Source organism: Aquibacillus kalidii (assembly GCF_014280935.1).
Lineage (GTDB): Bacteria > Bacillota > Bacilli > Bacillales > Amphibacillaceae > Aquibacillus_D > Aquibacillus_D kalidii.
Window position 1 is genome coordinate 14323 of sequence record NZ_JACLZI010000034.1, and the last position, 21304, is coordinate 35626.

At 35.1% G+C, this 21304-nt stretch carries 22 protein-coding genes, 1 pseudogene and 1 riboswitch; of the genes and pseudogenes, 4 read left to right on the forward strand and 19 right to left on the reverse strand.

From position 1 onward, the window contains the following. Positions 1 to 41 precede the first annotated feature (41 nt). The 12 genes from H7K77_RS06750 to H7K77_RS06805 all read right to left on the reverse strand — a co-directional run bounded on the left by H7K77_RS06750 (position 42) and on the right by H7K77_RS06805 (position 9395). Positions 42 to 1799: a multicopper oxidase family protein gene (locus H7K77_RS06750; RefSeq protein WP_186576969.1), complete on the reverse strand. Its 1758-nt coding sequence runs from the start codon at positions 1797 to 1799 to the stop codon at positions 42 to 44. A 72-nt stretch (positions 1800 to 1871) separates the two neighbouring features. After that, complete coding sequence (locus tag H7K77_RS06755) at positions 1872 to 2714, reverse strand: family 1 encapsulin nanocompartment shell protein (RefSeq protein ID WP_186576970.1); 843 nt, start codon at positions 2712 to 2714, stop codon at positions 1872 to 1874. A 138-nt stretch (positions 2715 to 2852) separates the two neighbouring features. After that, positions 2853 to 3077 carry a hypothetical protein gene (locus H7K77_RS06760; protein ID WP_186576971.1) on the reverse strand — a complete coding sequence of 75 codons (225 nt, stop codon included), beginning with the start codon at positions 3075 to 3077 and terminating at the stop codon, positions 2853 to 2855. 10 nt (positions 3078 to 3087) lie between these two features. Further along, on the reverse strand, positions 3088 to 3447 hold the full coding sequence (locus H7K77_RS06765; protein WP_186576972.1) for a hypothetical protein: 360 nt from the start codon (positions 3445 to 3447) through the stop codon (positions 3088 to 3090). An 86-nt stretch (positions 3448 to 3533) separates the two neighbouring features. Next, positions 3534 to 3794 carry a hypothetical protein gene (locus H7K77_RS06770; protein ID WP_186576973.1) on the reverse strand — a complete coding sequence of 87 codons (261 nt, stop codon included), beginning with the start codon at positions 3792 to 3794 and terminating at the stop codon, positions 3534 to 3536. 6 nt (positions 3795 to 3800) lie between these two features. Then, on the reverse strand, positions 3801 to 4445 hold the full coding sequence (locus tag H7K77_RS06775; protein ID WP_186576974.1) for a hypothetical protein: 645 nt from the start codon (positions 4443 to 4445) through the stop codon (positions 3801 to 3803). Continuing rightward, a complete protein-coding gene (locus H7K77_RS06780; RefSeq protein WP_186576975.1) occupies positions 4442 to 4750 on the reverse strand; it encodes a hypothetical protein in 309 nt (102 codons plus the stop codon). Before H7K77_RS06780 ends, H7K77_RS06775 begins: the two co-directional genes overlap by 4 nt. Before the next feature lie 35 nt (positions 4751 to 4785). Further along, positions 4786 to 5181, reverse strand: a complete 396-nt coding sequence (locus H7K77_RS06785) for a hypothetical protein (RefSeq protein ID WP_235988855.1) — start codon at positions 5179 to 5181, stop codon at positions 4786 to 4788. A gap of 142 nt (positions 5182 to 5323) precedes the next feature. Beyond that, on the reverse strand, positions 5324 to 6049 hold the full coding sequence (locus H7K77_RS06790) for a hypothetical protein (protein WP_186576976.1): 726 nt from the start codon (positions 6047 to 6049) through the stop codon (positions 5324 to 5326). Between the two features lie 331 nt (positions 6050 to 6380). Further along, positions 6381 to 6671: a rhodanese-like domain-containing protein gene (locus tag H7K77_RS06795; protein WP_186576977.1), complete on the reverse strand. Its 291-nt coding sequence runs from the start codon at positions 6669 to 6671 to the stop codon at positions 6381 to 6383. Positions 6672 to 6700: 29 nt separating this feature from the next. Next, on the reverse strand, positions 6701 to 8575 hold the full coding sequence (gene modA / locus H7K77_RS06800; protein WP_186576978.1) for a molybdate ABC transporter substrate-binding protein: 1875 nt from the start codon (positions 8573 to 8575) through the stop codon (positions 6701 to 6703). A 16-nt stretch (positions 8576 to 8591) separates the two neighbouring features. Further along, the gene (locus H7K77_RS06805) at positions 8592 to 9395 is read right to left on the reverse strand and encodes an ABC transporter permease (RefSeq protein WP_222599257.1); all 804 of its coding nucleotides are present in this window, start codon (positions 9393 to 9395) and stop codon (positions 8592 to 8594) included. 380 nt (positions 9396 to 9775) lie between these two features. Here H7K77_RS06805 and H7K77_RS06810 point away from each other — a divergent pair, with 380 nt between their 5' ends. Beyond that, positions 9776 to 10576, forward strand: a complete 801-nt coding sequence (locus H7K77_RS06810; protein WP_186576979.1) for a hypothetical protein — start codon at positions 9776 to 9778, stop codon at positions 10574 to 10576. A 91-nt stretch (positions 10577 to 10667) separates the two neighbouring features. Here the strand turns inward: H7K77_RS06810 and H7K77_RS06815 are convergent, their stop codons facing one another. Next, complete coding sequence (locus H7K77_RS06815) at positions 10668 to 12137, reverse strand: protein adenylyltransferase SelO (protein WP_235988856.1); 1470 nt, start codon at positions 12135 to 12137, stop codon at positions 10668 to 10670. A 122-nt stretch (positions 12138 to 12259) separates the two neighbouring features. Further along, complete coding sequence (locus H7K77_RS06820) at positions 12260 to 12742, reverse strand: PCYCGC motif-containing (lipo)protein (protein ID WP_186576981.1); 483 nt, start codon at positions 12740 to 12742, stop codon at positions 12260 to 12262. Between the two features lie 374 nt (positions 12743 to 13116). On the opposite strand from H7K77_RS06820, the gene H7K77_RS06825 reads away from it, so the two are divergent. Then, positions 13117 to 13671: a hypothetical protein gene (locus H7K77_RS06825; protein WP_186576982.1), complete on the forward strand. Its 555-nt coding sequence runs from the start codon at positions 13117 to 13119 to the stop codon at positions 13669 to 13671. A gap of 33 nt (positions 13672 to 13704) precedes the next feature. Here H7K77_RS06825 and H7K77_RS06830 read toward each other — a convergent pair whose 3' ends face one another. The 3 genes from H7K77_RS06830 to H7K77_RS06840 form a co-directional block, all read right to left on the reverse strand. Continuing rightward, positions 13705 to 15405, reverse strand: coding sequence for a M3 family oligoendopeptidase (locus tag H7K77_RS06830; RefSeq protein ID WP_186576983.1), 1701 nt, complete (start codon positions 15403 to 15405; stop codon positions 13705 to 13707). A 162-nt stretch (positions 15406 to 15567) separates the two neighbouring features. Further along, positions 15568 to 16323: an alpha/beta hydrolase gene (locus H7K77_RS06835; protein ID WP_222599258.1), complete on the reverse strand. Its 756-nt coding sequence runs from the start codon at positions 16321 to 16323 to the stop codon at positions 15568 to 15570. Positions 16324 to 16616: 293 nt separating this feature from the next. Next, a complete protein-coding gene (locus tag H7K77_RS06840; RefSeq protein ID WP_186576985.1) occupies positions 16617 to 17906 on the reverse strand; it encodes an NCS2 family permease in 1290 nt (429 codons plus the stop codon). 41 nt (positions 17907 to 17947) lie between these two features. Next, a riboswitch (purine riboswitch) is annotated at positions 17948 to 18047 on the reverse strand. 190 nt (positions 18048 to 18237) lie between these two features. Between H7K77_RS06840 and H7K77_RS06845 the strand changes: the two are divergent. Together H7K77_RS06845 and H7K77_RS06850 are read left to right on the forward strand one after the other, a co-directional pair. Beyond that, a pseudogene (locus tag H7K77_RS06845) lies at positions 18238 to 18714 on the forward strand (spore coat protein). 473 nt (positions 18715 to 19187) lie between these two features. Further along, positions 19188 to 19403 (forward strand): hypothetical protein, encoded by a 216-nt coding sequence (locus tag H7K77_RS06850; protein WP_186576986.1) that lies wholly within the window; start codon positions 19188 to 19190, stop codon positions 19401 to 19403. Between the two features lie 651 nt (positions 19404 to 20054). Here H7K77_RS06850 and H7K77_RS06855 read toward each other — a convergent pair. Then, the gene (locus H7K77_RS06855) at positions 20055 to 20621 is read right to left on the reverse strand and encodes a sugar O-acetyltransferase (protein WP_186576987.1); all 567 of its coding nucleotides are present in this window, start codon (positions 20619 to 20621) and stop codon (positions 20055 to 20057) included. A 53-nt stretch (positions 20622 to 20674) separates the two neighbouring features. Then, positions 20675 to 21211: a GNAT family N-acetyltransferase gene (locus tag H7K77_RS06860; RefSeq protein WP_186576988.1), complete on the reverse strand. Its 537-nt coding sequence runs from the start codon at positions 21209 to 21211 to the stop codon at positions 20675 to 20677. Between the last annotated feature and the right edge of the window lie 93 nt (positions 21212 to 21304).

A 21304-nucleotide genomic window follows, 5' to 3' on the forward strand; every position in this document is an offset into this window, starting at 1 on the left:
TATTTCTAAATAATCAGTCGGATGTATTTAGACTGATACTACTATTCCACATATGTTAGATAGGTAATTAGACCACTATCTGCATGATGAACCTGGTGACAATGAAATATCCAATCACCGGGGTTATCTGCTTTAAAGGCTATAGAAATTTGTTGCATAGGTTTTACGTTTATCGTATCTTTTGATATCCAAGGCTCGGATAGGGTTTGCCCATTTATTGAAACAATTGAGAAATGATGACCGTGAAAGTGCATAGGATGATTCTCTGGTGACATATTAAACAAATTAATCTTCACCATTTCTCCTGTTTTGACTTTATACGGTGTGATTTTATCATATGATGTAAAGATGACCTTGTTTATAGCCCATGACATTCCATTATTCCCCATTGCCATTCCCAACTGCATATTGTAAACTCGGTCATACTTTGTTTCGTCTGGTCCTGGAATACCTGCTATTATTCCTTGGTATTTTGGTGCGCCTCTATTTGTTCTTATAAGCGATAAAGATTGCGGTTGTTGTTGATTAGTTCTCGTAGCTTCAGATTCAGTAAGGAGTACTTTTGCTTTCAAACCAAACTCACTATGACCTCGATCAATGTCATACATGCGATATTTCCCTGGCTTATTTCCAATGAGATAGACATCAACCCTTTCATAAGGGGCAATTTCTACATACTCAACAGGTTGGGCTTTGGGCAGTGGGTATCCATCCATATGTGTGACATACATTTCCATACCTTCGACTTTTATACGATGATTTTGAAATCCAAAGTTAATGATTCTCATACGTACCCATTGATTTACTTCAGCTGTAAAGACATGCTTCGGATCTCTTTTTCCGTTAATCGTAAACACGTTATATAAATCGGCTGTTCCGAGAATTGCATTAGGCATCATCCGCTGCATCATACTTTGATCCATATTATTACCATCATTAGCAGGTGGTGGATTCCCTTGGCCTGCAATTTTCATCTCATCAACACTAACAACCCATTCTGTTTCCGTTCTAGGATATACAGGATCTTTGGGCTCAATTATGAAAGGACCAACCATTCCCATATCCAATTGGAGAGCTTCTCCATGACTATGATAGCTATAAGTACCCGCAGGTTCTGCAATAAATTCATATACATACTGCTCTCCATAATTTATATAAGGTTGGGTTAGTAACGGAACACCGTCAACACTGTTTCGCGTGGGAATCCCATGCCAATGAACGGTGGTCCTAACTCCTGGTACCTGATTACGGAATATGATCCGTACTTTTCGACCCTCTTTAACTCTAATGGCTGGACCTGGAAAAGTTCCATTATAGGTCCAGCCTTTTAAATAAAGTTCGTCATCTATCTTAACTGTTTCTGGATATACGGTAATTCTAAATTCACGAAAGTCACCATCTTCCGTACTTTCAGCTATAGGTTGAGATGGGGAGATTAAATTCGGGTTTGATTCTACAACAGTATTTTGATTTGTTTTGTTGGGATTCGTTTCCTTGGTACTGTTTATCAAGGATTGGCTTTCTATTTTTTTTGATTGAGGAATATACACTTCATTTAATAGTTGGTTGGATTGAATAGATGGTATTTCAAGAGAGGGGGATGTGTTCGTTAGTAATTCATTCCCATTTCCACTTATATTTACTGCATTAATAATGTTAAACACCCATATTAGTACTAGAAAAACAAAGATATAAAGTAGGAGAAGTATGCATAACTTTGCATAAGCAATTCCTCGGTTAAACAACCTATTTATCTTATAGATTTTTCTTTGAATATTTTCTTTACACCTACTAAACATTTTTATTCATCCTATATTTAGTCTTGGTTACGTGCACAATATAAACAAGTAATATACAGTTTCTCATCTTTATTACTCTAGTGTACAAATGGCGGATGGTCTTTTAATTCGGGGGACTAAACATTCCATTACTCGATAATAATTATTCATTGTATCATCATTTAGAAAATATACAGAAACGTCTTCTGCTATAGCAATATCTACATTCTGTTCACCTGTTGCTACGATTACGCCACAGCCATTCCTAATTTGAGATGATTGGTATATCCCCTCTTCAAATAGGTCTCTTACATGCTCTATTTCTAGCACCTTTGAATCACCATGCACCTGATGTAGTTGTGCAAATGCTTCTGGGGATAGTGCCATAGCAAATGGCCCAGTATGACCATTTTTTATTAGCAGATTACGCGCATCAACAATGTCACGAAAAGCCATTCCCTCACCACTGGACCAGTCACTACACGTAATAGTTTCTCTTCCTGCCACATTTAATAACCCTGGAATACCTAATTGTTCCGAACCATTAAATATAAGATCATCCTCTTTAAGAGCAACATCATTAGCAGCACTAGCAGCTGCCGAAAAATCAAGTGGTTTACTTGTTTCGTTTGCATGTTCAATGTCACGCCAATAAATTACAAAATCCTTGTAAAGTATTGGAATATCTAATGTTTTATTTTTATTCGGTTTAGCTATATCAAGATCATCTCCGTGCATACTAATACTAGCAGGTTCAGGCTTTAAATAAACAGGATTAGTTATCGATTGATAGCCAGCCCCTATCGGACCGAATACATCTATAAACTTACTAGCTACAATTTGGTCTCTTGTTGTCTCAATTACAGTATCTAGGAGTCGATCCCACTCATCAGCCGTTAATGGCCCTCTTTGCCAACCTGAACTATCAGGAGCCATTCTCATTTCCTCCTTTCTTCAAGCAATTTCTTTTCGAGTTGTTTCAATATTACATTCCAATTTTCTTCGTAAATTAGACCTGATTTATTTATTCTTAAACTTTTCCAATAAGAGCTTAGCTTCATGTCACTCCACCCTTTATTCATCGTCATTAGATACCTCTACACTTTCCGTTGATTCTGATTCATCCTTTTTTTCGACCGGCTGTGTAAAAAAGTACATTAAAATCATAAGATAAAATGCAGAGATATCAAAAGATGTTTTATAATTAAAAATCTGATTAATTATAGGAAGTTTGTACGTAAAAAAGCCTAACAATATACTGATTACAACTAATAGGAACTTTTTTATATTTAACCCCATCTTATTACCCCTATTTATGAGTGGAACGTCCTGGCCGATTTCGGTTATACCGATCATCTTCATCTTCATCATCGCGCCTTCGTCTATCATCTTCGAACAAATCAAAATCATGTCTTTCAAAATAACGAATGGTTATTCCTACTAAACCAATTAATAATCCGATTACCGAAAGAATAATTAAGGTGATAAAGATAAAATTAAATAAAGATACTACGGCGCCAATACCACTAATACCGCCAATAGTACCTGTTCCACCACCTAATCCTGCGTTAACAAATCCAATGAAGAGAAACTCTATTAGACCAAATATAAAAATACCTACTAATGACCAAACTGTTAATCTTAAAAATGGCCTTTGTCTACGATCCATTATTTTCCCTCCTTCTGCTAATATCCTATGAGTTTCAATAATTTCCGTGTTGCCATCTGCCCTGATTAGTACAAAATGAGCATATATCATTTCTTATCAAACAGGCTAAATAAAAACTGCGCACTAAAAACAAATACACTTATTAGAATGACAAGGATCAAAATAACTAACAAACTATAAAAGAAGAAGTTTATTAATTGAAGGAAAAGAGAATTAGAGACTCCCATAGCACTGTGACCCATCATATTACTTGGAAATGCTTGTTGGAATATAATGACTAGAAAACCTAATAAAATAGCAGAAACAATTAAATACAGAATCGTCTTAAGCCATTTTTCTGTATCCACTTTTTTTCATCCTTTTCTCTTTCTTTTATTTTTCTTACCTGGATTTAACCTTTGCTTTAACCCTCTCAATAAATAGGTAATAGATCCTATTACTAAAATCACAAATATGAGTAAAATCATAAATGATAGGAATGTAAACATCCAAAAGACCGCATCCAAACTCTGAAGTTTTTGTCCAAAGTTATCTACAGATAAGAAGCTAACACATGCTAACGTTACGAATATAGCTATTGTCAAAGGAGTCAAGGAAAGTATATTATTTGTAATAGTCCTACTTCTAGAACTAATTGGCACTTTCAACAACAGAAAGACTAATAGCCCTCCAAAATAAACTACTGAACAAAGAATTATTATGACTGATAAAATTATATTTAATGGGTCTAAAACCGGATTACCATGTTGAGGCATCGAATGATGTCTAAATCCTTCCCCAAAAAGGTAATCACAAGCGTCTATCATACTATCCCAATTAAACTCACTCATCCTTGTCTGTTCCAAAAGCATCATCATTGCCATAGACGGCATATCGGGCATCGAAGGCTGTTGATTATAACTGGGATGTAAAAAAACACTCATAACTAGCAATAAAAGTGATAGTGCAATTACAAGCATCCATAGAAAGAAGTTTTGCTGTACCTTTTTTCTTTTCATATTAAGTCCTCAAGTTTTGTTCGAAGCCATACCCCCCAAATCAGAATAATAGGCAAAATAGCCATAAATGAAAAAAGCACTACCAAATCCCAGAAATCACCAGGGAATTCTCCAATTTTCGCTTGCCAAACCATAGAAGACATTAGTGAGCTCGATTTACAGGCCAATGCCATCCCTTTCATGAAGGACATAATTTGATCCATAGTTATCACTGGGTTTATAAGAGCAATGACTATAGAAATAGCCAACAAAAAATATAGCAACGACAAGGAGCGCACTACAAGGATTAACCACGGGTTTTGCATAGATTTTCACCCTTTTATCCTAGCGAGGTTTGTTATTATTTTTTCTTTCTAGGCTTTAGAGGTATTCGAAAGATTTTGCGTTTTTGTATAATATGCCAAATAATAGCTATTAAAATAACAAATGCGAACAATTCATGTATAACAAATCCGGTGACTGCATAACTAAAAGGTACAGCTGGAAGAAACCACAATAATATTCCACTGAATACCAATAGTGAAGAAATAGCTAAGTTTGCTCCACCAAATCCTGACAATCCAATTGGCATCCAAATACGTTTCGGTATTTTGCTATAAACAATTTGATTAATCTCGTAAAATATCATTACCACCATCCATAACACCCAAAAAACACCTACAACACGGTGAGTGATGTCAGCAAGAGCAAAATTATTATCAAATACCCATCCAAACCTTGCACTTACTATACTCAATCCAGTAATTAGTAATAAAAAAACTAGGATTGCCGAAATCCAGTGTAAAATAAGATCAAATGGAGTTTTTTTTTACGCCGTTTTCTTTTATTCAATTTATAAATTCTCCTTCTCAAAGTTTCGTAAAATGGATCATTTAAACCTAACTTTTATTCTTTTTTCCTGTGCTCTTTTCCTTAATTAAACTAATAAAATACCCAACCAAGCTTATAACAAGTATCAGAACCAAAACCATTAAAATTATTTTAAATACAGTCACCATTTTGTTAAAAAAGCCTTCCATACCCGATCCACTACTTGTTTGATTAGCCTTTGTTCCCTCGTCATTATTCTGTTCCATTGAACTTTGGGATTTGTTTGTATTTGAAGTGTTCATACTTGATTGTGTTTGTTGATTGGTTGATTCTGTATTTGAAGTTGTCATCATGTTTTGTAATTGTTTTAGGCTTTCATTTATTTGATTTAACCCCTCCATTACCCCATCGGTAGATTCATTATTCGACTTGGTAGTTGAATTATTTGGTGTACTCATAGAGGAACCATTGTTAGTAGAGTTATCTTCATTAATAAGCTGTTGTAGCTCCTGAATGTTCTTATTTAACTCCTCTAAAGTAGTAGCAATTTGAGTTGTTTCACTACTATTCTTTGGCGATTCTTTATTTGATTCTTGATTCATTTGAGTTGAATCTTCTTCATTATTTTTTGTTTTCTGTTCAGATTGTTTTAATGTTGCAAGTTCTTCTTTTATAGCTGTTATTTCCTTTTGAATATCTTCTATTGTAGTTTTAGCATGAAGGCTGCCAGCTCCATAGGTAAAACCAAAAACAAAGATTAACAGTAGTATGAATACCTTTAATAATCTAAGCATGACATCCCCCCTTCAATAGTTAGGCTTTTAGCTAGATAACTAGTCTTATTTCCTTTCTAGAAATTCATCTGTCTTTATCCTATGAGATAATAATGTCATTATTCTATGTACTCGCCCAAACATCTTAACTATCTCCAGATTGATTCCATCTACTCAGGACATATCTATCAGATTATGGTAAATACTACCACAAATTAAAGACCCACCACGAATTGTTATACTACTTATGTGATATGGTACACGAATTTAACAGAAAATTGTTTATATTTTAAATAAGTATCAAAAAGAACCCAATATTACATTGGGTTCCTTAAGCTATATGTTATTATTGTCAATTGTTTTCGTTAGTACATCTATTTGTGTGATTTGTTTTAGACCACTCATATATCCCACCTTCGATTATTTCCACGTTTCTAAAATGAGCTTTCTTTAAATAATGAAGTGCTTTTTCACTCCGCTGACCACCATGATTGCAAACTATTTGAATATCGGATTTACGGTCTAACTCACTTAACTTATCACTAAGTTCATCAAGTGGAATAGATTTAGAACCAGGAATATGCTCCTTTTCATATTGTACACGGTCTCTAACATCAATTATTACTTTGCTTCTCTCCCCCAAAGAACCACTCCCTTCTTAGATATCATGAGTTATTCATTAACAGATTTATAACCATATTTCTTAAATATTTTTTGCCCTTTATCAGATAACATCATTTCTACAAATTCCTTTGCAAGTTTCTTATTAGGAGCTTTCTTAGTGACTGAAATATAGTTTGTAGCCACAATATTAAACTTATCTGGTATTTTTATTTTTTTAACCTTTTTTGCAAAGTCTGGTGTTACATCGGTAGGATAAACCATTCCTACCTCTGCTTCACCCAAAGATACTTTCTGAAGCACTTGCTTTACATTTGTTTCTAATGAAACAACGTTATCCATTACTTTATCAGGGAATTTCTGGCCGTATTCATCACTAGCGTTTTTTATAACTTGACGAGAGTACCTCCCAATAGGAACCGTGTCCGTACCTATGACAAGCTTTAAGTCCTTGCTCCCCAAGTCTTCTAATGAGGAAATCTTACGTGGGTTATTTTTTGGAACAACCATTGTTACACTATTTAAAGAGACTGGTTGGAACTCGTTAATTAAATCTTGCTTTTTAACTGCTTCTATATGCCCTAAATCTGCTGATAAAAATATATCTGCATTAGCTCCTTGTTCTAACTGAGTTCTTACTATTTGTGTACCCGCAAATGTTGCTTTCACATCAACATTAGGATGGTTCGTTTCAAATTCTTTCATTAGATCTTTAAATGGTTCTGTAGCATTGGCTGCAACTAAAGCAAAAAGTTCAACCTTTTGTCCGGTTTCGTTTGAGTTGGAATTATAAGCAAAGGAACCAATAGCTATAAGCAAAATTAAGAGAGGTATAATATATATCCCTGCTTTTTTCGGTTTCTTTGTTTCTTGTAATTTTCTTCCCTTTCGTTCATAGCTTTCTTTTTTACGAAACTTTTTAATTATATTTGGTGATAAATTCAATGGTCGAGCATCTTCATTTTTTATCCACGCATAGACGACCTCACCAATTTCCATTTCTTTTTTTTGAAACAATTCAATCGGAATATCAGCATGAATAGGTATCTCTTGGTTTGCTTCAATAATTTGCAATCTAACAAAAGCACCACTATAGCTAATATCACCTATTGTCCCTTTCCATTCATATTGTGCCTCACTTTGTGTTTGGTACACTTTTACTTTCCATGGGTCAAAGGCAACATGTTCACTACCGGACTCATTAGCTGTTACATTCATTAAATTTGTCCCTGTAAATTGTGCTACAAAAGGACTTGCCGGGAAATTAGTTATATCAGCTTGGCTACCAGCCTGTATTATCTCTCCTCTGTCCATTACTGCAACCTTATCTCCCAGGATACGAGCATCCTCAAAATCATGGGTGACAATTATAGTCGGTATATCTAATTGTTTGAGCAATTGTTTTAATTCTAACCTCACTCGTGACCTTGTTGAAACATCAAGGGCAGATAAAGGTTCATCCAGAAGTAATACATCAGGTTTGGTCACAAGCGCTCTAGCTAATGCCACTCGTTGCTGTTCACCACCAGATAGCATATGTGGTTTAGAATCAGCTAACTGTTCGATCTCTAAAAATGCCAATGTATCGTCTACTCTTTTGTTCCTTTGCTGACGCGATAGTGTAGATAATCCATATTCTACATTTCGTCTAACTGTTAAGTGCGGAAATAAGGCATAGTTTTGAAAAACATATCCAATTTCTCTTTCCTCTGGTGGCAAATTGATAGATTCTTTAGCATTATATAATGTTTTTCCGTTTATGTTTATATAACCATCATCCGGAGCTAATAATCCCGAAAGCATCTTTAACATTGTGCTTTTACCACACCCAGAATGGCCAATTAATACAAGTGTTTCGTTTTTCAATTCTTCGCTTACCTCTGTTGTAAAATGGCGAAGCTTTTTTTTAAGCTTAAATCTTAACAAAGAATCTCCCTTTCCCCTAATTCGGTGTAATGCGATAACTTACCATATATTTATCAATAAGGCTTACAAGTAATAGGAGTATAAATGAAACTGTTAAAAGTAACGCTGAAATGGCTACTGCTAAGCCTGCATCAGATTCCATCGCCGTAAAGATAGCTAAGGGCAATGTTTGCGTTGTTCCAGGCATATTTCCAGCAAACATCATAGTTGCACCAAATTCCCCTAAGGCTAAAGCCCAGCTTAGAGCAACCCCTGTCAGTAGACCTGGCAAAGCGAGTGGAAAGGTTACTCTCCAAAAGGTATTCCAAGGTGAAATCCCAAGTGTTCTTGAAACATCGATTAACTGGTCCTCAACACAGTCGAATGATTGCCTGGCAGAATTTAAATAAAAAGGTGAGGCCATAAAGACTTGTGCCATCACTACCGCAGCTGCGGTAAAAGGGATCTCTATTCCAAAAATAGCAAAAAATCCTCCAAGCATCCCATGTTGACCAAAAACGAGCAATAGTCCAACACCTACCACTGCTGTTGGAGCTACAATTGGCATTTTTAGAAAAACCTCAATTATTCTTTTTCCGTAAAAGGTTGATTTAGACATTTGATAGGCTAATGGCGTAATAAAAATTACTATTAATGTAATGGAAATCAAGGTTGTTTGAAGGCTTAATAAAAGGGCTTTAAATGCAAGACTATCTGTTAGTTTTGATATCAATAGTGCAGGATTCCTTGAAGTGAATACAGATATAAGTGGCAAAGTTAAATAAATAATCGCCAGAAGAACTGGTCCTAATAAGGCAAGTTTTCTTATTTTTTTACTCAAATGATTCTTCCTCCTTTCATAGCTGATACATATGATATTAGTATTTCATAGCTAAAATGATTCTATATATTAAAATAGGTAAATTTTAGTAAGTAATTTTTGAGTCTTTAGTCTATCCATCTAGTAAAAGGTAGGAAAACAATAATTCACGCCCCAACTATCGTCAACAGCTCGGAACACCATTTTTTTATTAATTCACTTGAGGAATTTGATTTTCATAATGACAAAATAATACCTAAAACATCTGATTTTAACTAGAACAGATTACTTAATTTGGAATATATCAGGCACGTCTAACTTATTATGACCATAGGATATTTCTAGTTTGACGCTGTTAACAGTTATGAGGCGTCAAAATTAAATAACGGAGGTGACTTATCATGTATTATTTTAAACCTTTTCTCTATCTAAGTTTCTCATTATTAATTGTTATTCTTCTAGCAGGTTGTTCCATTCAGACTCAAAAACAAACAACGGAAGCACCTGACCTTGTCAAAATTGATAATTTTCGAGACGGACCATCCACTAGTCAAAATCAACCTACAACTGCTGTTGATTTCACCTTTGATCAAGCTGCATATTTAAATGGTGGTGATCGATCCAATTTCCACCTTGTTCCATTAGGTGGTGGTGATCCGTTAGACGCCACGACTAATGTTAAACCAGAAAATGACAAGGAAGGAGATAAAGTAGTTACAGTACTTTTTCCAGGCGATCTCAAACCTAATCATTATGCACGTGGTTATGTAGACTCTAAAACAGTAAATTCGGATAGTAGCAACACAAGCGCTGAGAACCCTCTTAACATTAACCAAGCAGCTCAAGTTAGTAACAATGGAAAAACAAAAAATCCTGATCTAGTAAGTATTTCCCACGAAGAAAATTCTGTCCTATTTGAATTTGACGAAGCATTAACAGATGATGATATTATCCAAAATTCTAGTGGCTTACGATTGTATTTTAAAAAAGCGGAACAAGGAAGTACCATACCCTCTGCAGGTTCCTCACGCGTTGAAGTAGTTAATAATACTACACTACGAGCTTATTATGAAGGAACAATACCTGGAGACTATAAAATAGAAGATGCTGTTGGTGCTTATGTAGTGCAAGGAACTGTTCAAGCTGCAGAAGGTTCTAGGGGAGCAAATAGTGGTAAAAATGCTTTTGATGAGATGCGTTAAGAAAATAGCTTGATAATAAAATAAATTCTTAACCATATCCCTAAATAAAAATGCTACCAACATGATGGTAGCATTTTTGTTTGGTTAAAAGTCAAGTCCCGCAAAACGTTCGGTAAGGCTTCGCTGATTTCGGTGGCAATGATGCATACTCTTCTTGTTCAGCAGCGTACTCAAAAGGGTTAGAAAGTGCATTTAGCAAACGCTTCATAACATCGTAGTCTCCATCTTCAACTGCTGCAGCTAAAGCTTCTTCCACTCTATGATTTCGAGGAATTACAGCAGGATTATTATTTCTCATCAGTTCTTGAGAAGCTTCTGAAGTCTTTTGTTGCTTTTCTAATCTTTCCTCCCACTTTCTACTCCAATCAGAGAACGCAGTAGTGTTAAATAGATTTGATCCATTATATTGACGGAGTGTTAAAGCTTTGAAAGTATTTGTAAAATCAGCACTGTATTGTTCCATCATTTCCAGCAATTCTTTAATGAGAGAACTGTCTTCTTTTTCTTCATTAAATAATCCTAATTTTGCCCGCATACCTTGAAGCCAATAATCATTATATAAATCCATGTATTTAGAGATTTCTGCTTGTGCTAAGTCAACGGCTTCATCTTGATCTTCATGTAACAATGGTAAAAGCGATTCGGCAAACCGGGTTAAGTTCCAGCCTCCAATTGGTGGCTGATTCCCATAAGCGTAGCGACCTTGTCTATCTATGGAACTAAAAACCGTTGCAGGATCATAGCTATTCATAAATGCACATGGTCCGTAATCGATTGTTTCACCGCTTATCGTCATGTTGTCTGTGTTCATCACTCCGTGTATAAAACCTACCAACTGCCACTTAGCGATTAAAGCTGCTTGGCGATTAATTACCTCACGAAGCAATAAAAGGTATCTATCCTCTTTCTCCTCAATCTCTGGAAAATGACGTTTTATCGTATAGTCAGCAAGGGCCTGAAGATCATCAATCGTCCCCCATCTTGCTGCATACTGGAACGTACCGACACGGATATGACTAGCAGCAACGCGTGTTAGAATAGCTCCAGGAAGTTCCGTTTCACGAATGATCGACTCCCCAGTGGAAACGACAGCTAAGCTACGCGTAGTTGGTATTCCAAGACCATACATCGCCTCACTTATTATATATTCCCTTAACATTGGTCCAAGCGCTGCACGGCCGTCACCCCCACGTGAAAACGGTGTTCTACCTGAGCCTTTCAACTGGATATCTAAACACTCACCGGAGGAAGTAAGTTGTTCCCCTACTAGGAGTGCACGTCCATCTCCTAACATATTAAAGTGACCGAATTGGTGGCCACCGTAAGCTTGTGCAAGCGGAATAGAACCTTTGGGCATTCGATTACCAGCGAACACCTCTACTGCGGCCTCACTATTCAGTTTCTCACTATCCAATCCCAAGTTTTTAGCTAACTCCTCATTAAAATAAACTAACTCAGGACTTTTTACTGGATTCAGTTCTAGTGTTGCATAGAATTTTTCAGGAAGCTGTGCATAGCTAATTTCTAAGTTCCAACCTAATTCATTGTTATTATTTATCATTAAATCTCCTCTTCTTTGGATAATTAGTGAACAGCGTATCATTTTACTCTCCATCATATGTTTAGTTAATCTAATGGTATTATTCACTACATTAATTGCTCAGTACATATGCCTAGTGTTAGTTAAACATTGGGCGTAGGGGTTGGTTCCGCATAACCATCCTTGTATTTCTCATCTATATAGATTCTTATTTCTTTTATAGTTTTCCCTTCACGTGACATGTTGATCGACTCTGCAGCTATATCCAAGCACACTTGGCATTTTGTCCCATGATCATCCCATACAAGAGACCCATCCTCATTATACTGATGGACAAAGCAATCGTAATTATCCTTATGATTCGCAGATTGTCCACAACCGCAGTAACAAGGAATATGTTCTAATAGTTCCTCATGTTGAGCAGCAACTGTATATAATTGTTGCATGTCTTCATTCTTACCTACTAAAAAAGAGGGCAATTCTTCTACAGAGGTTGTTTCTTCCCTTATATCTCCATTGGAAAGAGTTTGTCTAGCGCTCTCTTCTAATTCATTTGTATCAGCAGCACTACATGCCCCGAGTAAAGCAGTAGTTAATATTGTAAACGATAGAATAAATGATCTCATGGCTATCTCCTTTTTTAAAAAAATTATATACTTTCCCTAATATTTAGTTTAAATGTTTCTTTAATAATTAACAAAAAAGACGCTTCCAGATAGGAACAGCGCCATAAATGTTTTAAAGTTAAATACTATCCTTTCTTTAGGACGAATATCTCCTTGACTTTATCCTTACTTTTTATATTTACTAAGATATATAAAGTATCCTCGCCATCTAAAACCGAATCCCCTGTTGGTGTTATTATATGTCCACCACGGATAATACTAATTTAGAATTCACCCTTAGTGAAAAGCATAACTATTATATTAAAAATTTTACACCATTTATTTCCAAACAATGCTAATATATAGGTAAGAAAAAATATTACAGTGAGGTATTTATGAACTTTATAGGATGGATGATCGTAACATGTGAGGTTCTTTTTTGGGTAGTCATATTATTAGGGTTAACAGTAAGGTACGTGTTTCATAACCAGAGGGTAGGCTTTTTACTTCTTGCACTTACGCCATTAATTGACTTAGTTTTAATAATGATCACAGGCATGGATCTATATAATGGTGCAACTGCTACTGTAGCTCACGGACTTGCGGCGGTTTATATTGCTATTTCTATTTCTTTTGGTAAAAGTATGATCAAGTGGATGGATGAGCGATTTCAATATTATATATTAAAATCCAGCTTGAAACCGCTGAAGAGAACAGGGATAGATTTTGCAAAGCACTATGCAACTGGTTTTTTCAAACATGTTCTTGCCTATATTATTGGTGCCATAATTTTGCTCGTGACAATCTACTTTGTAAATGATCCTGTTAGAACTGAAAAACTTTTTGATATAGTTAAAATTTGGGCACTGGTAGTCGGCATTGATTTCGTAATTACGATAAGTTACTTTATCTGGCCCAAACAAGGGAAAACTACTTTAGGTGATAATTAAAAGCAAAAAAAGTCTCCTAAATGGAGACTTTTTTTACACACTCATTTGCTCTATTTTTTCAATTTCAACCTGTAAAAACTCCATTAACTCTTTTATCATTTTCCCAGAAAAGTCAAAGCTAATCCCTGCCGCCTCAAATACTTCAAATAATGATTTCGTGTTTCCTAGTGATAGTGCTTTTTTATAGCGAGCCATTGTCCCTTCCGGATCCTCTCTATATTGCTTATACATTTGAACAGCCCCAAGTTGTGCAATAACATATTCCACATAGTAAAATGGAACTTCAAATATATGTAGAATAAACAACCAATCTTTCTTCCGAGCGTCTTCGTAGCCACTCCAATTTACTACACCTGAAGATAACTCTTTTACGATTTCCTCATACTTTGCTAGCCGCTCAGCCTTTGTATGATCAGGGTTCTCATACATCCAATGTTGAAACTGATCAACAGAAATACCACTTGGAAGAAACGTAATAATGTCCCGCAACAAGTCTAACTTGGCCTGCTTTTGCTCTTTTTTAGAATAGAAATGATGCCATTGATCAATCGATAATAGCTCCATTGTCATACTTGCTAGCTCTGAGGATTCCATAGGAGTTTCTCGATCATAAGCTAATGGTAGTTCAAGCTTTAAATCATTGTGGATACAGTGACCCATCTCATGGAACAATGTCAACATATCTCCGTGCGTATGAGAAGCATTCATAAAAATAAACGAAAGCTTCGAAACAGGTAATGGTGTACAGAATCCACCTGGAGATTTATTTTTTCTAGTCTCTAAATCAAGCATCCCTTTTTTATTCATTACATCTATCAATTCCGAAAATCTTGGATCCATCTCGCCTAAGGCTGTAGATGTTCGCTCAACAAGCTCATCCCTATTAGAAAAAGGCTTAAGTGGCGTGCGCCCTTTTGGAACGGCCGCCCTATCATATGGACGAAATATCTCTACACCAATCTCCGCTTTTTTCTGCTCATCTATTTTTTTAGCTAATGGAACGACATGCTCTCGAATGGATTCAGCCAATTGCTTACAGTCCTCTGGTGTATAATCAAACCTTTCGTATTTTTTGAACATGAAATCACGATAGTTATCAAGTCCACTATTCACTGCTTTTTGTTTTCGAATTTTCATTAACTTATCCATAATCTCTTGAAGCTCATCTTCTACTTTAATAACAGAACCAAATATCTTCTCAAACGCCATCTTTCTAATATCACGATCAGGGTCTTCTAGAAAGGGATACAACTCAGGAATTGTTTTTTCTTCCCCATTCCACTCAATTGTTAGTCCACCAGTAATTTCAAAATATTTAGTAGCTAAACGGTCTTCCTCGACCTCTAGCTCAATATTTTCTTTTCTAAAAAGGTTAATGGCATTTTCTTTACTTCTCAACAACCTCCCATATTTTTCTTTATCTAACTCATCTTTGTATGGGGAATTAATCAACTTCTCATCTAACATAGCAGTGTATTGTTTCAGTAAAGGTTCAATCTTTTCCTGGTCATACTCAAATGCCTGCTTGGCTTTTTCATCTTGGTTATGTGCATTAAAATCAATATAGTGACCATCCAACGCTTCCTGTATTTCATCATAAAAAGTGGACACATCCTTCAACCAGGCTTCCACTTCTTTCACAGATTGTAATGGTGCATGGAGAAGCGCTTCAAGTTCACTCTTTATTTCCTCTATATTCTGAAAATCATGTTTTTCGATATATATCTTGCTCATGTTATCCCTCCTATTTGTAAAAGCTTCCTATTTATTCTTTGTAAGCAAAATACTTTCTTCCTTAGTTATAATTGCTTTTGGGAATTCCTAATATGCACTTCATTCCCCACCTTTATAGCTATTCTTTTTCTTCTCGTCTGAGAATCTAGGACAGGTTATGTTTTAAACAAACTGTAACGAATGCAAAAATTTTTCAATCTTCTGATTTGTCATTTGGAACGGTTTATTACCGTACTGACCATAATTAAAAAATCCATGTGGCATCGCATCGTATGTAAAGAAATCACATTGATTACCTTCATCAACCCACTTTTTGTAGAACTCAACATTACTATCATAGATAACATCAGCAGTACCAATAAACCAAATGAGAGGTGGTAATTTAGGTTTTATATTATGTAATGGTGATAATTTTTCTGCTTGATCGCTTAATGTTGGAAAAAGTCTATTAATCACTTCGATTCCATCGACACCCGGATTGAACATGATCATCGCATTCGGCATTGTATTCTCGCTTCCAGCATCCAACTGTTTGATTTCATTAGATAGAATCGAACACAGCACAGTAAAACCACCAGAAGATGCACCACACATAACCACTTTATTAGGATTAATCCCGAATTCCATGTGATGTTTTCGAATAAATGAAATAGCGGACTGTGCATCTGATATAGCATTAAGTGGAGAGAAGCCTATTGTATCATTAGCTGTTCGATAATCTACACAAATAGAAACAATACCTTTAGAAGCGTATAGTTCGGCGTGATGTTTAAAGGCTAAATAATCGCGATCACTTTTAACGTAGCTACCACCATGAAAAAATAGAATGGCAGTCCTGTTCCGCAGTTGATTATGGGGATTATGTATCAGTAACTTTAAATCTCTATCGTTCGTTCGTTTGTAAATTTTCTCTATCACTTCAAAAGTGCTTGAGTTCATTGGTCAAAGGACCTCTATTCTATTAATTATTTACATAGTGGTGGATAGGTATTTCTACATTTTATTTCTAATTACAACACCAATTTTAACATAATTATCCATTTCATGCCCCTTAAAGGAATATTTTAATAGATTAGCACAAATTTTCCACAACTCTTTCATAATTGTTATCGATTCTACCTAACAAAACGTAAGTATTACTTTAAATGAATCAAAAAATGAGAAGCATCCTAAAAAGGAGACTCCTCGTTTTTTGATAACTATTTATTCAATCAATGTGTCGGGAAAAAGATCATTTGAATGATAAAAATCGCTCCGAAAACATACAAAATCGGATGAACTTCTTTCCACTTTCCACTAACTAATTTCATGATAGGAAACGTGATAAAACCAACAGCAATCCCTGTTGCGATACTTGAAGTCAAGGGCATAATTAACATAGTAGCAAATGTAGGAAAGGCTTCATCAAATGTCTTCCAATTAACCTTTGCTAAACCCTCCATCATAAAACAACCTACAATGATTAGAATTGGTGCTGTGATAGCGGAAAGGCTAGCAATCGCTGATACGAAAGGTGAAAAGAATAAAGCAACTAAAAATAAAAGAGCTACTACAACTGCAGTCAAACCTGAGCGTCCTCCTGCTGCAACACCTGTAGACGATTCAATGTAAGCTGTGGAAGGACTTGTTCCAATTGTCGATCCTACTGTTGTTGCTACTGCATCCGCCATAAATGCTTGTTTTGCTCTAGGAAAATTACCGTTCTTGATCATCCCTGCTTGTTCTCCAACACCAATCATGGTTCCTGTTGTATCAAAAATAGTAACGAGTAAGAAGGCAAATACAACGGAATATAATCCTTGTGAAAATACACCAGCAATATCTAAATCAAAAAACTCAACACTCGGTGGAGGTGAAACAATCCCATCAAAATCTAAATTACCCGTAAAATATCCAATAGTAGCTGTAATTAACATACTAATAAATAAAGCCCCACTTACTTTACGAGCCATCAGGATAAGCGCTATAAATAGTCCAACCAGTGATAATATAGTTACTGGATGTCCCAAGTCTCCAAACGTTACCAATGTTGAAGGGCTAGCCACAACGATTCCAGCATCTCTAAGCCCAATAAACGCTATAAATAGTCCTATACCTGAGGTTATTCCATACTTTAAAGAATCAGGAATCGAGCGGATTAGTGTCTCCCTAAATTTTGTGAGAGACAATAATAAGAATAGTACCCCAGCAAGGAATACTGCTCCGAAAACTACTTGATAACTGACACCATGAGTAGCTACGACACTTGTAAAATAAGCATTCATTCCCATACCTGGTGCAATCGCAATTGGATATTTTGCATACAGCCCCATTATTATTGTTCCAATAACAGCAGATACTATGGTAGCCACAAATACTTGATCAAACGGAACACCTGCGGCCGATAAGACAGCAGGGTTTATCACAACGATGTAAACCATTGTTAAAAAAGTTGTTATACCTGCCATTATTTCGGTTCTAATGTTTGTTCCTAATTCTTGTAAGTTAAATAATCGTTCCATAAATCCTCCTTGTAATTAAAAAGTCCTAACTAAAGATAGGTAGACTACTCCTACCCATTCGTAGTTAGGAATTCTCGGCTCCTTGTAGAAACTCTTAGACCATCGAACTAAGAATATACGAATAACATTCAATAAATCCAAGCATTATTATATACGAACCTTTGTTGCATGTAAATAATTATCGTTCGTGTTTTTTAATTTGAATAATGATTAAATTTAGATAGGGTATGTAAAAATATAACTCGAACCGCCCAATTAAGTTAGGAAAAGCTACTACCACCATTATTTGGTCATAACCTAATCAGAATAATTGTAAAGGGGAGAAACTAGAATCGATCACAAAACTTTAGCATGGCACGAAACGTTGGAACTACATGAGTAAACGGCATATAAATCAATTGGTTTAAAAAAATTGAAAATGGGAGTAAAGGAAGTAACGGATCAACGGTTAAAAAATATCTATCAGAAAGCTATTAAAGAATTGGAAGTAAGCTTGAAATAGTTAGTTGAATTTTATCCTTATACACCAAAACCAGAAGAATCAAATGATTATAGAACAACTACAGGGTTTTATGCTGGTGATTTATTAGTAATTTCTAAAACTGAAGTACGGAACTATGCCATTGCAATTACAGAAACTGCTACACCTGATTTAAGGGAAGTCTTAAAATGACATTTATACTCTGCCATCAAATGCCACGAAAGAATCTTTAATTACATGTACGATAAAGGTATGTATCCTGCGTATGATTTACAAAGATTGTTAAAACATGGCGCTTCATTAGCACAAAAAGCTTTAACTATGTAACACAAAGAAGGACATGGTTCCTTCTTTACATAAGAAGATAGTCAAGAATTATGTTCCAATGTCTTATTTTGTTACTTCCTATAATATTCTTACTATCTGACAGATAAATTATCCAAATAGTTTTCATAAAATTATATAATCATTAAATCAAATTCAGGATAAATGCAGAATGTTTCGCTAAAAACTTATTACTAGACCTAACTCATCTTTCCTAATGGCCTTTATCATGTTCTTTATCTCAGTTTCAGTTCTTTTTTGCAATTCCAATCTTTTTTTCATTCATTTTTATAGTTTATGAAAGCTTATAATCGGGAAAAGAAAGAAAACCGATCATCCTGAGAATACAGTTTTCACAAATAATAATCGTTACTAGTTTAACTAACCCACTACTAGACTCCATTTTATCTGCACTAGTATATAAACTAATATAGGGAAGAGGCATTATTATTCAAGATAGAGAAGAATTTTACCAAATGATATCTGTTGATCTGTTAAGTTGTTTCTATTTTTACATTAGAAATAAATTAAATAAAGGAATTCAAATTAGTCAAATGAATAAGGAGATTCAGGTAATAGCTCTTGTCGCTGAGCAAAGAAATATTACCTTAAAGGAGCTTTATATGAAAGGATATTGGAATGTGCAAAATGAAATAAATCAAACAAAAAAGGAGTTTTGGGATGATGATTAAACGTTTAGCCTAATCAGAAATAGGTACTTGTCCTATATCACAAATAGCCTTTATTATACTATTCGCTATCGGATGCGATCCGATTAGTTAGACTCCTAGCAGTATTGAATTATCTATGCTCATCCTCATCATTTACACACTCCTTTTGACATTTCCCTTAATGATAATCTCGAATTCAAACTATGTTATTGTCTAACTATATTTTCACATCGGTTTCAAATATTCCAACTCCTCATACAATTTTCATTTAAAAAGTGTGTTAGGTTTTATTACATGTATAGTGAATACATCATTGATAACTTGTATAGTGTACTTAACATACAAAAAGGTGGAGATTATTTTTGAGAAAATTAAAGGACAATCTTTGGTGTATATTTGAAACTTCTTTCTTAGTGGTTCTATTCTTTTTATCGGAAACAGCAGATGTTATAAAATTTAAATAGCAAATACTTAGTAACACCTCATACAAAATTCTACTCAGAAGGATAGTAAACAACTATCTAGTAATTAACATTCCCCCATATAAACACCTCAGACTAAGCTTTTTGCAAAAAGATCCATTCAAAACTATCGCTAGCATTAGAGCAGCAAGCTATATTCATTTAAAAGGCGATTCCTCTTATTTTGGGAATCGCCTTTTGTTTCAAACACTTATGTATCTAACCCTAACTCCTTTATAACTCTTGCAGGATTCCCTCCAACTACAACGCTATTCGGTACATCTTTTGTAACTACAGCACCTGAGGCAATCACTACATTGTCACCTATTGTTACACCAGGGTTTATAATTGCACTACCACCTATCCAAACATTATTTCCAATATTAATTGGCTTTCCATATTCTTTTCCTGAATTACGTTCAGTAGGATCGATAGGATGTGTAGCTGTATAGATTTGGACACCTGGTGCAAGCATACAATTATCGCCAATTCGTACTTCACAAACATCCAAAATAGTACAATCAAAGTTTGCGAAAAAATTTTCCCCGACATATGTATTACATCCATAATCAAATCGGATATTAGGCTCCATTTTTATATATTCTCCAGTCGATCCTAGTAATTTTTTTAGTAATTCCATTCGTTTATCTGTTTCCGTTACTAATGTCTGATTATATAATCTAACCAGTCTTCTAGCCTCTTTACGCCCCTCGACTAGTTCAGCGTCAGAAGGATTATACATTTCACTATCAAGCATCTTTTCACGTTCTGTCTTCATTTTTTTCACTCCTTAGTTAAAAATCTCTTTATTTAAGCAGATGACTTCGAATGTTACGGGTTATATGCCATAAGCCAACAATCCTGGTATTCACCTTCATGAAGTTCATGGTTTGGTAGCCATTTAATTTTTTTAAAACTACACTTTTCATAACATTTTATTGCTCTTAGATTTCTTGCCTGAGGATCCAAAACTATTTGCTTGGCTCCCAGATCTCGAACTAAAAATTGACTCATAGATGAAACAAGTAACGTTCCAATTCCCTTATTCCAATAATCAACTTCCCCAATGAATTGATCTAATCCAAATATTGTAATTGGTTCCGGTTTTAAGCCATACTGTTCTCTATCATTTTCGTTTAATTGATAATATTGAATATACCCTATCGGTGTCCCATCATACTCAAATATACATGCTGTAACGTTATTTTTTTTTGGATAAAATACTTCGTTTACCTTATTTACATCAAAAGGATTATCTCTTCCCTCATAAAATTCCAACACTTTAGGATTGGAAAGCCACTTTGCTAACAGCCGATTATCTTTTTTCTCTAAATAACGAACCTTTAATTTTTCATTACAGCACAACATAGATAGCCCCCTTTCTTAAAAATTCAAATATGTACACTAGCAGATTCCAAAATTAGTTGTACTAACTTGACAGCTTTTATTGCTCTCCCTCAT

Bases quoted from the DNA above. Each gene is read 5' to 3' on its own strand.
- H7K77_RS06750 (WP_186576969.1), bottom strand. From the start codon at position 1,799: ATGTTTAGTAGGTGTAAAGAAAATATTCAAAGAAAAATCTATAAGATA.
- H7K77_RS06755 (WP_186576970.1), bottom strand. From the start codon at position 2,714: ATGGCTCCTGATAGTTCAGGTTGGCAAAGAGGGCCATTAACGGCTGAT.
- H7K77_RS06760 (WP_186576971.1), bottom strand. From the start codon at position 3,077: ATGGGGTTAAATATAAAAAAGTTCCTATTAGTTGTAATCAGTATATTG.
- H7K77_RS06765 (WP_186576972.1), bottom strand. From the start codon at position 3,447: ATGGATCGTAGACAAAGGCCATTTTTAAGATTAACAGTTTGGTCATTA.
- H7K77_RS06775 (WP_186576974.1), bottom strand. From the start codon at position 4,445: ATGAAAAGAAAAAAGGTACAGCAAAACTTCTTTCTATGGATGCTTGTA.
- H7K77_RS06780 (WP_186576975.1), bottom strand. From the start codon at position 4,750: ATGCAAAACCCGTGGTTAATCCTTGTAGTGCGCTCCTTGTCGTTGCTA.
- H7K77_RS06790 (WP_186576976.1), bottom strand. From the start codon at position 6,049: ATGCTTAGATTATTAAAGGTATTCATACTACTGTTAATCTTTGTTTTT.
- H7K77_RS06810 (WP_186576979.1), top strand. From the start codon at position 9,776: ATGTATTATTTTAAACCTTTTCTCTATCTAAGTTTCTCATTATTAATT.
- H7K77_RS06815 (WP_235988856.1), bottom strand. From the start codon at position 12,137: ATGATAAATAATAACAATGAATTAGGTTGGAACTTAGAAATTAGCTAT.
- H7K77_RS06820 (WP_186576981.1), bottom strand. From the start codon at position 12,742: ATGAGATCATTTATTCTATCGTTTACAATATTAACTACTGCTTTACTC.
- H7K77_RS06825 (WP_186576982.1), top strand. From the start codon at position 13,117: ATGAACTTTATAGGATGGATGATCGTAACATGTGAGGTTCTTTTTTGG.
- H7K77_RS06830 (WP_186576983.1), bottom strand. From the start codon at position 15,405: ATGAGCAAGATATATATCGAAAAACATGATTTTCAGAATATAGAGGAA.
- H7K77_RS06840 (WP_186576985.1), bottom strand. From the start codon at position 17,906: ATGGAACGATTATTTAACTTACAAGAATTAGGAACAAACATTAGAACC.
- H7K77_RS06850 (WP_186576986.1), top strand. From the start codon at position 19,188: ATGATATCTGTTGATCTGTTAAGTTGTTTCTATTTTTACATTAGAAAT.
- H7K77_RS06855 (WP_186576987.1), bottom strand. From the start codon at position 20,621: ATGAAGACAGAACGTGAAAAGATGCTTGATAGTGAAATGTATAATCCT.
- H7K77_RS06860 (WP_186576988.1), bottom strand. From the start codon at position 21,211: ATGTTGTGCTGTAATGAAAAATTAAAGGTTCGTTATTTAGAGAAAAAA.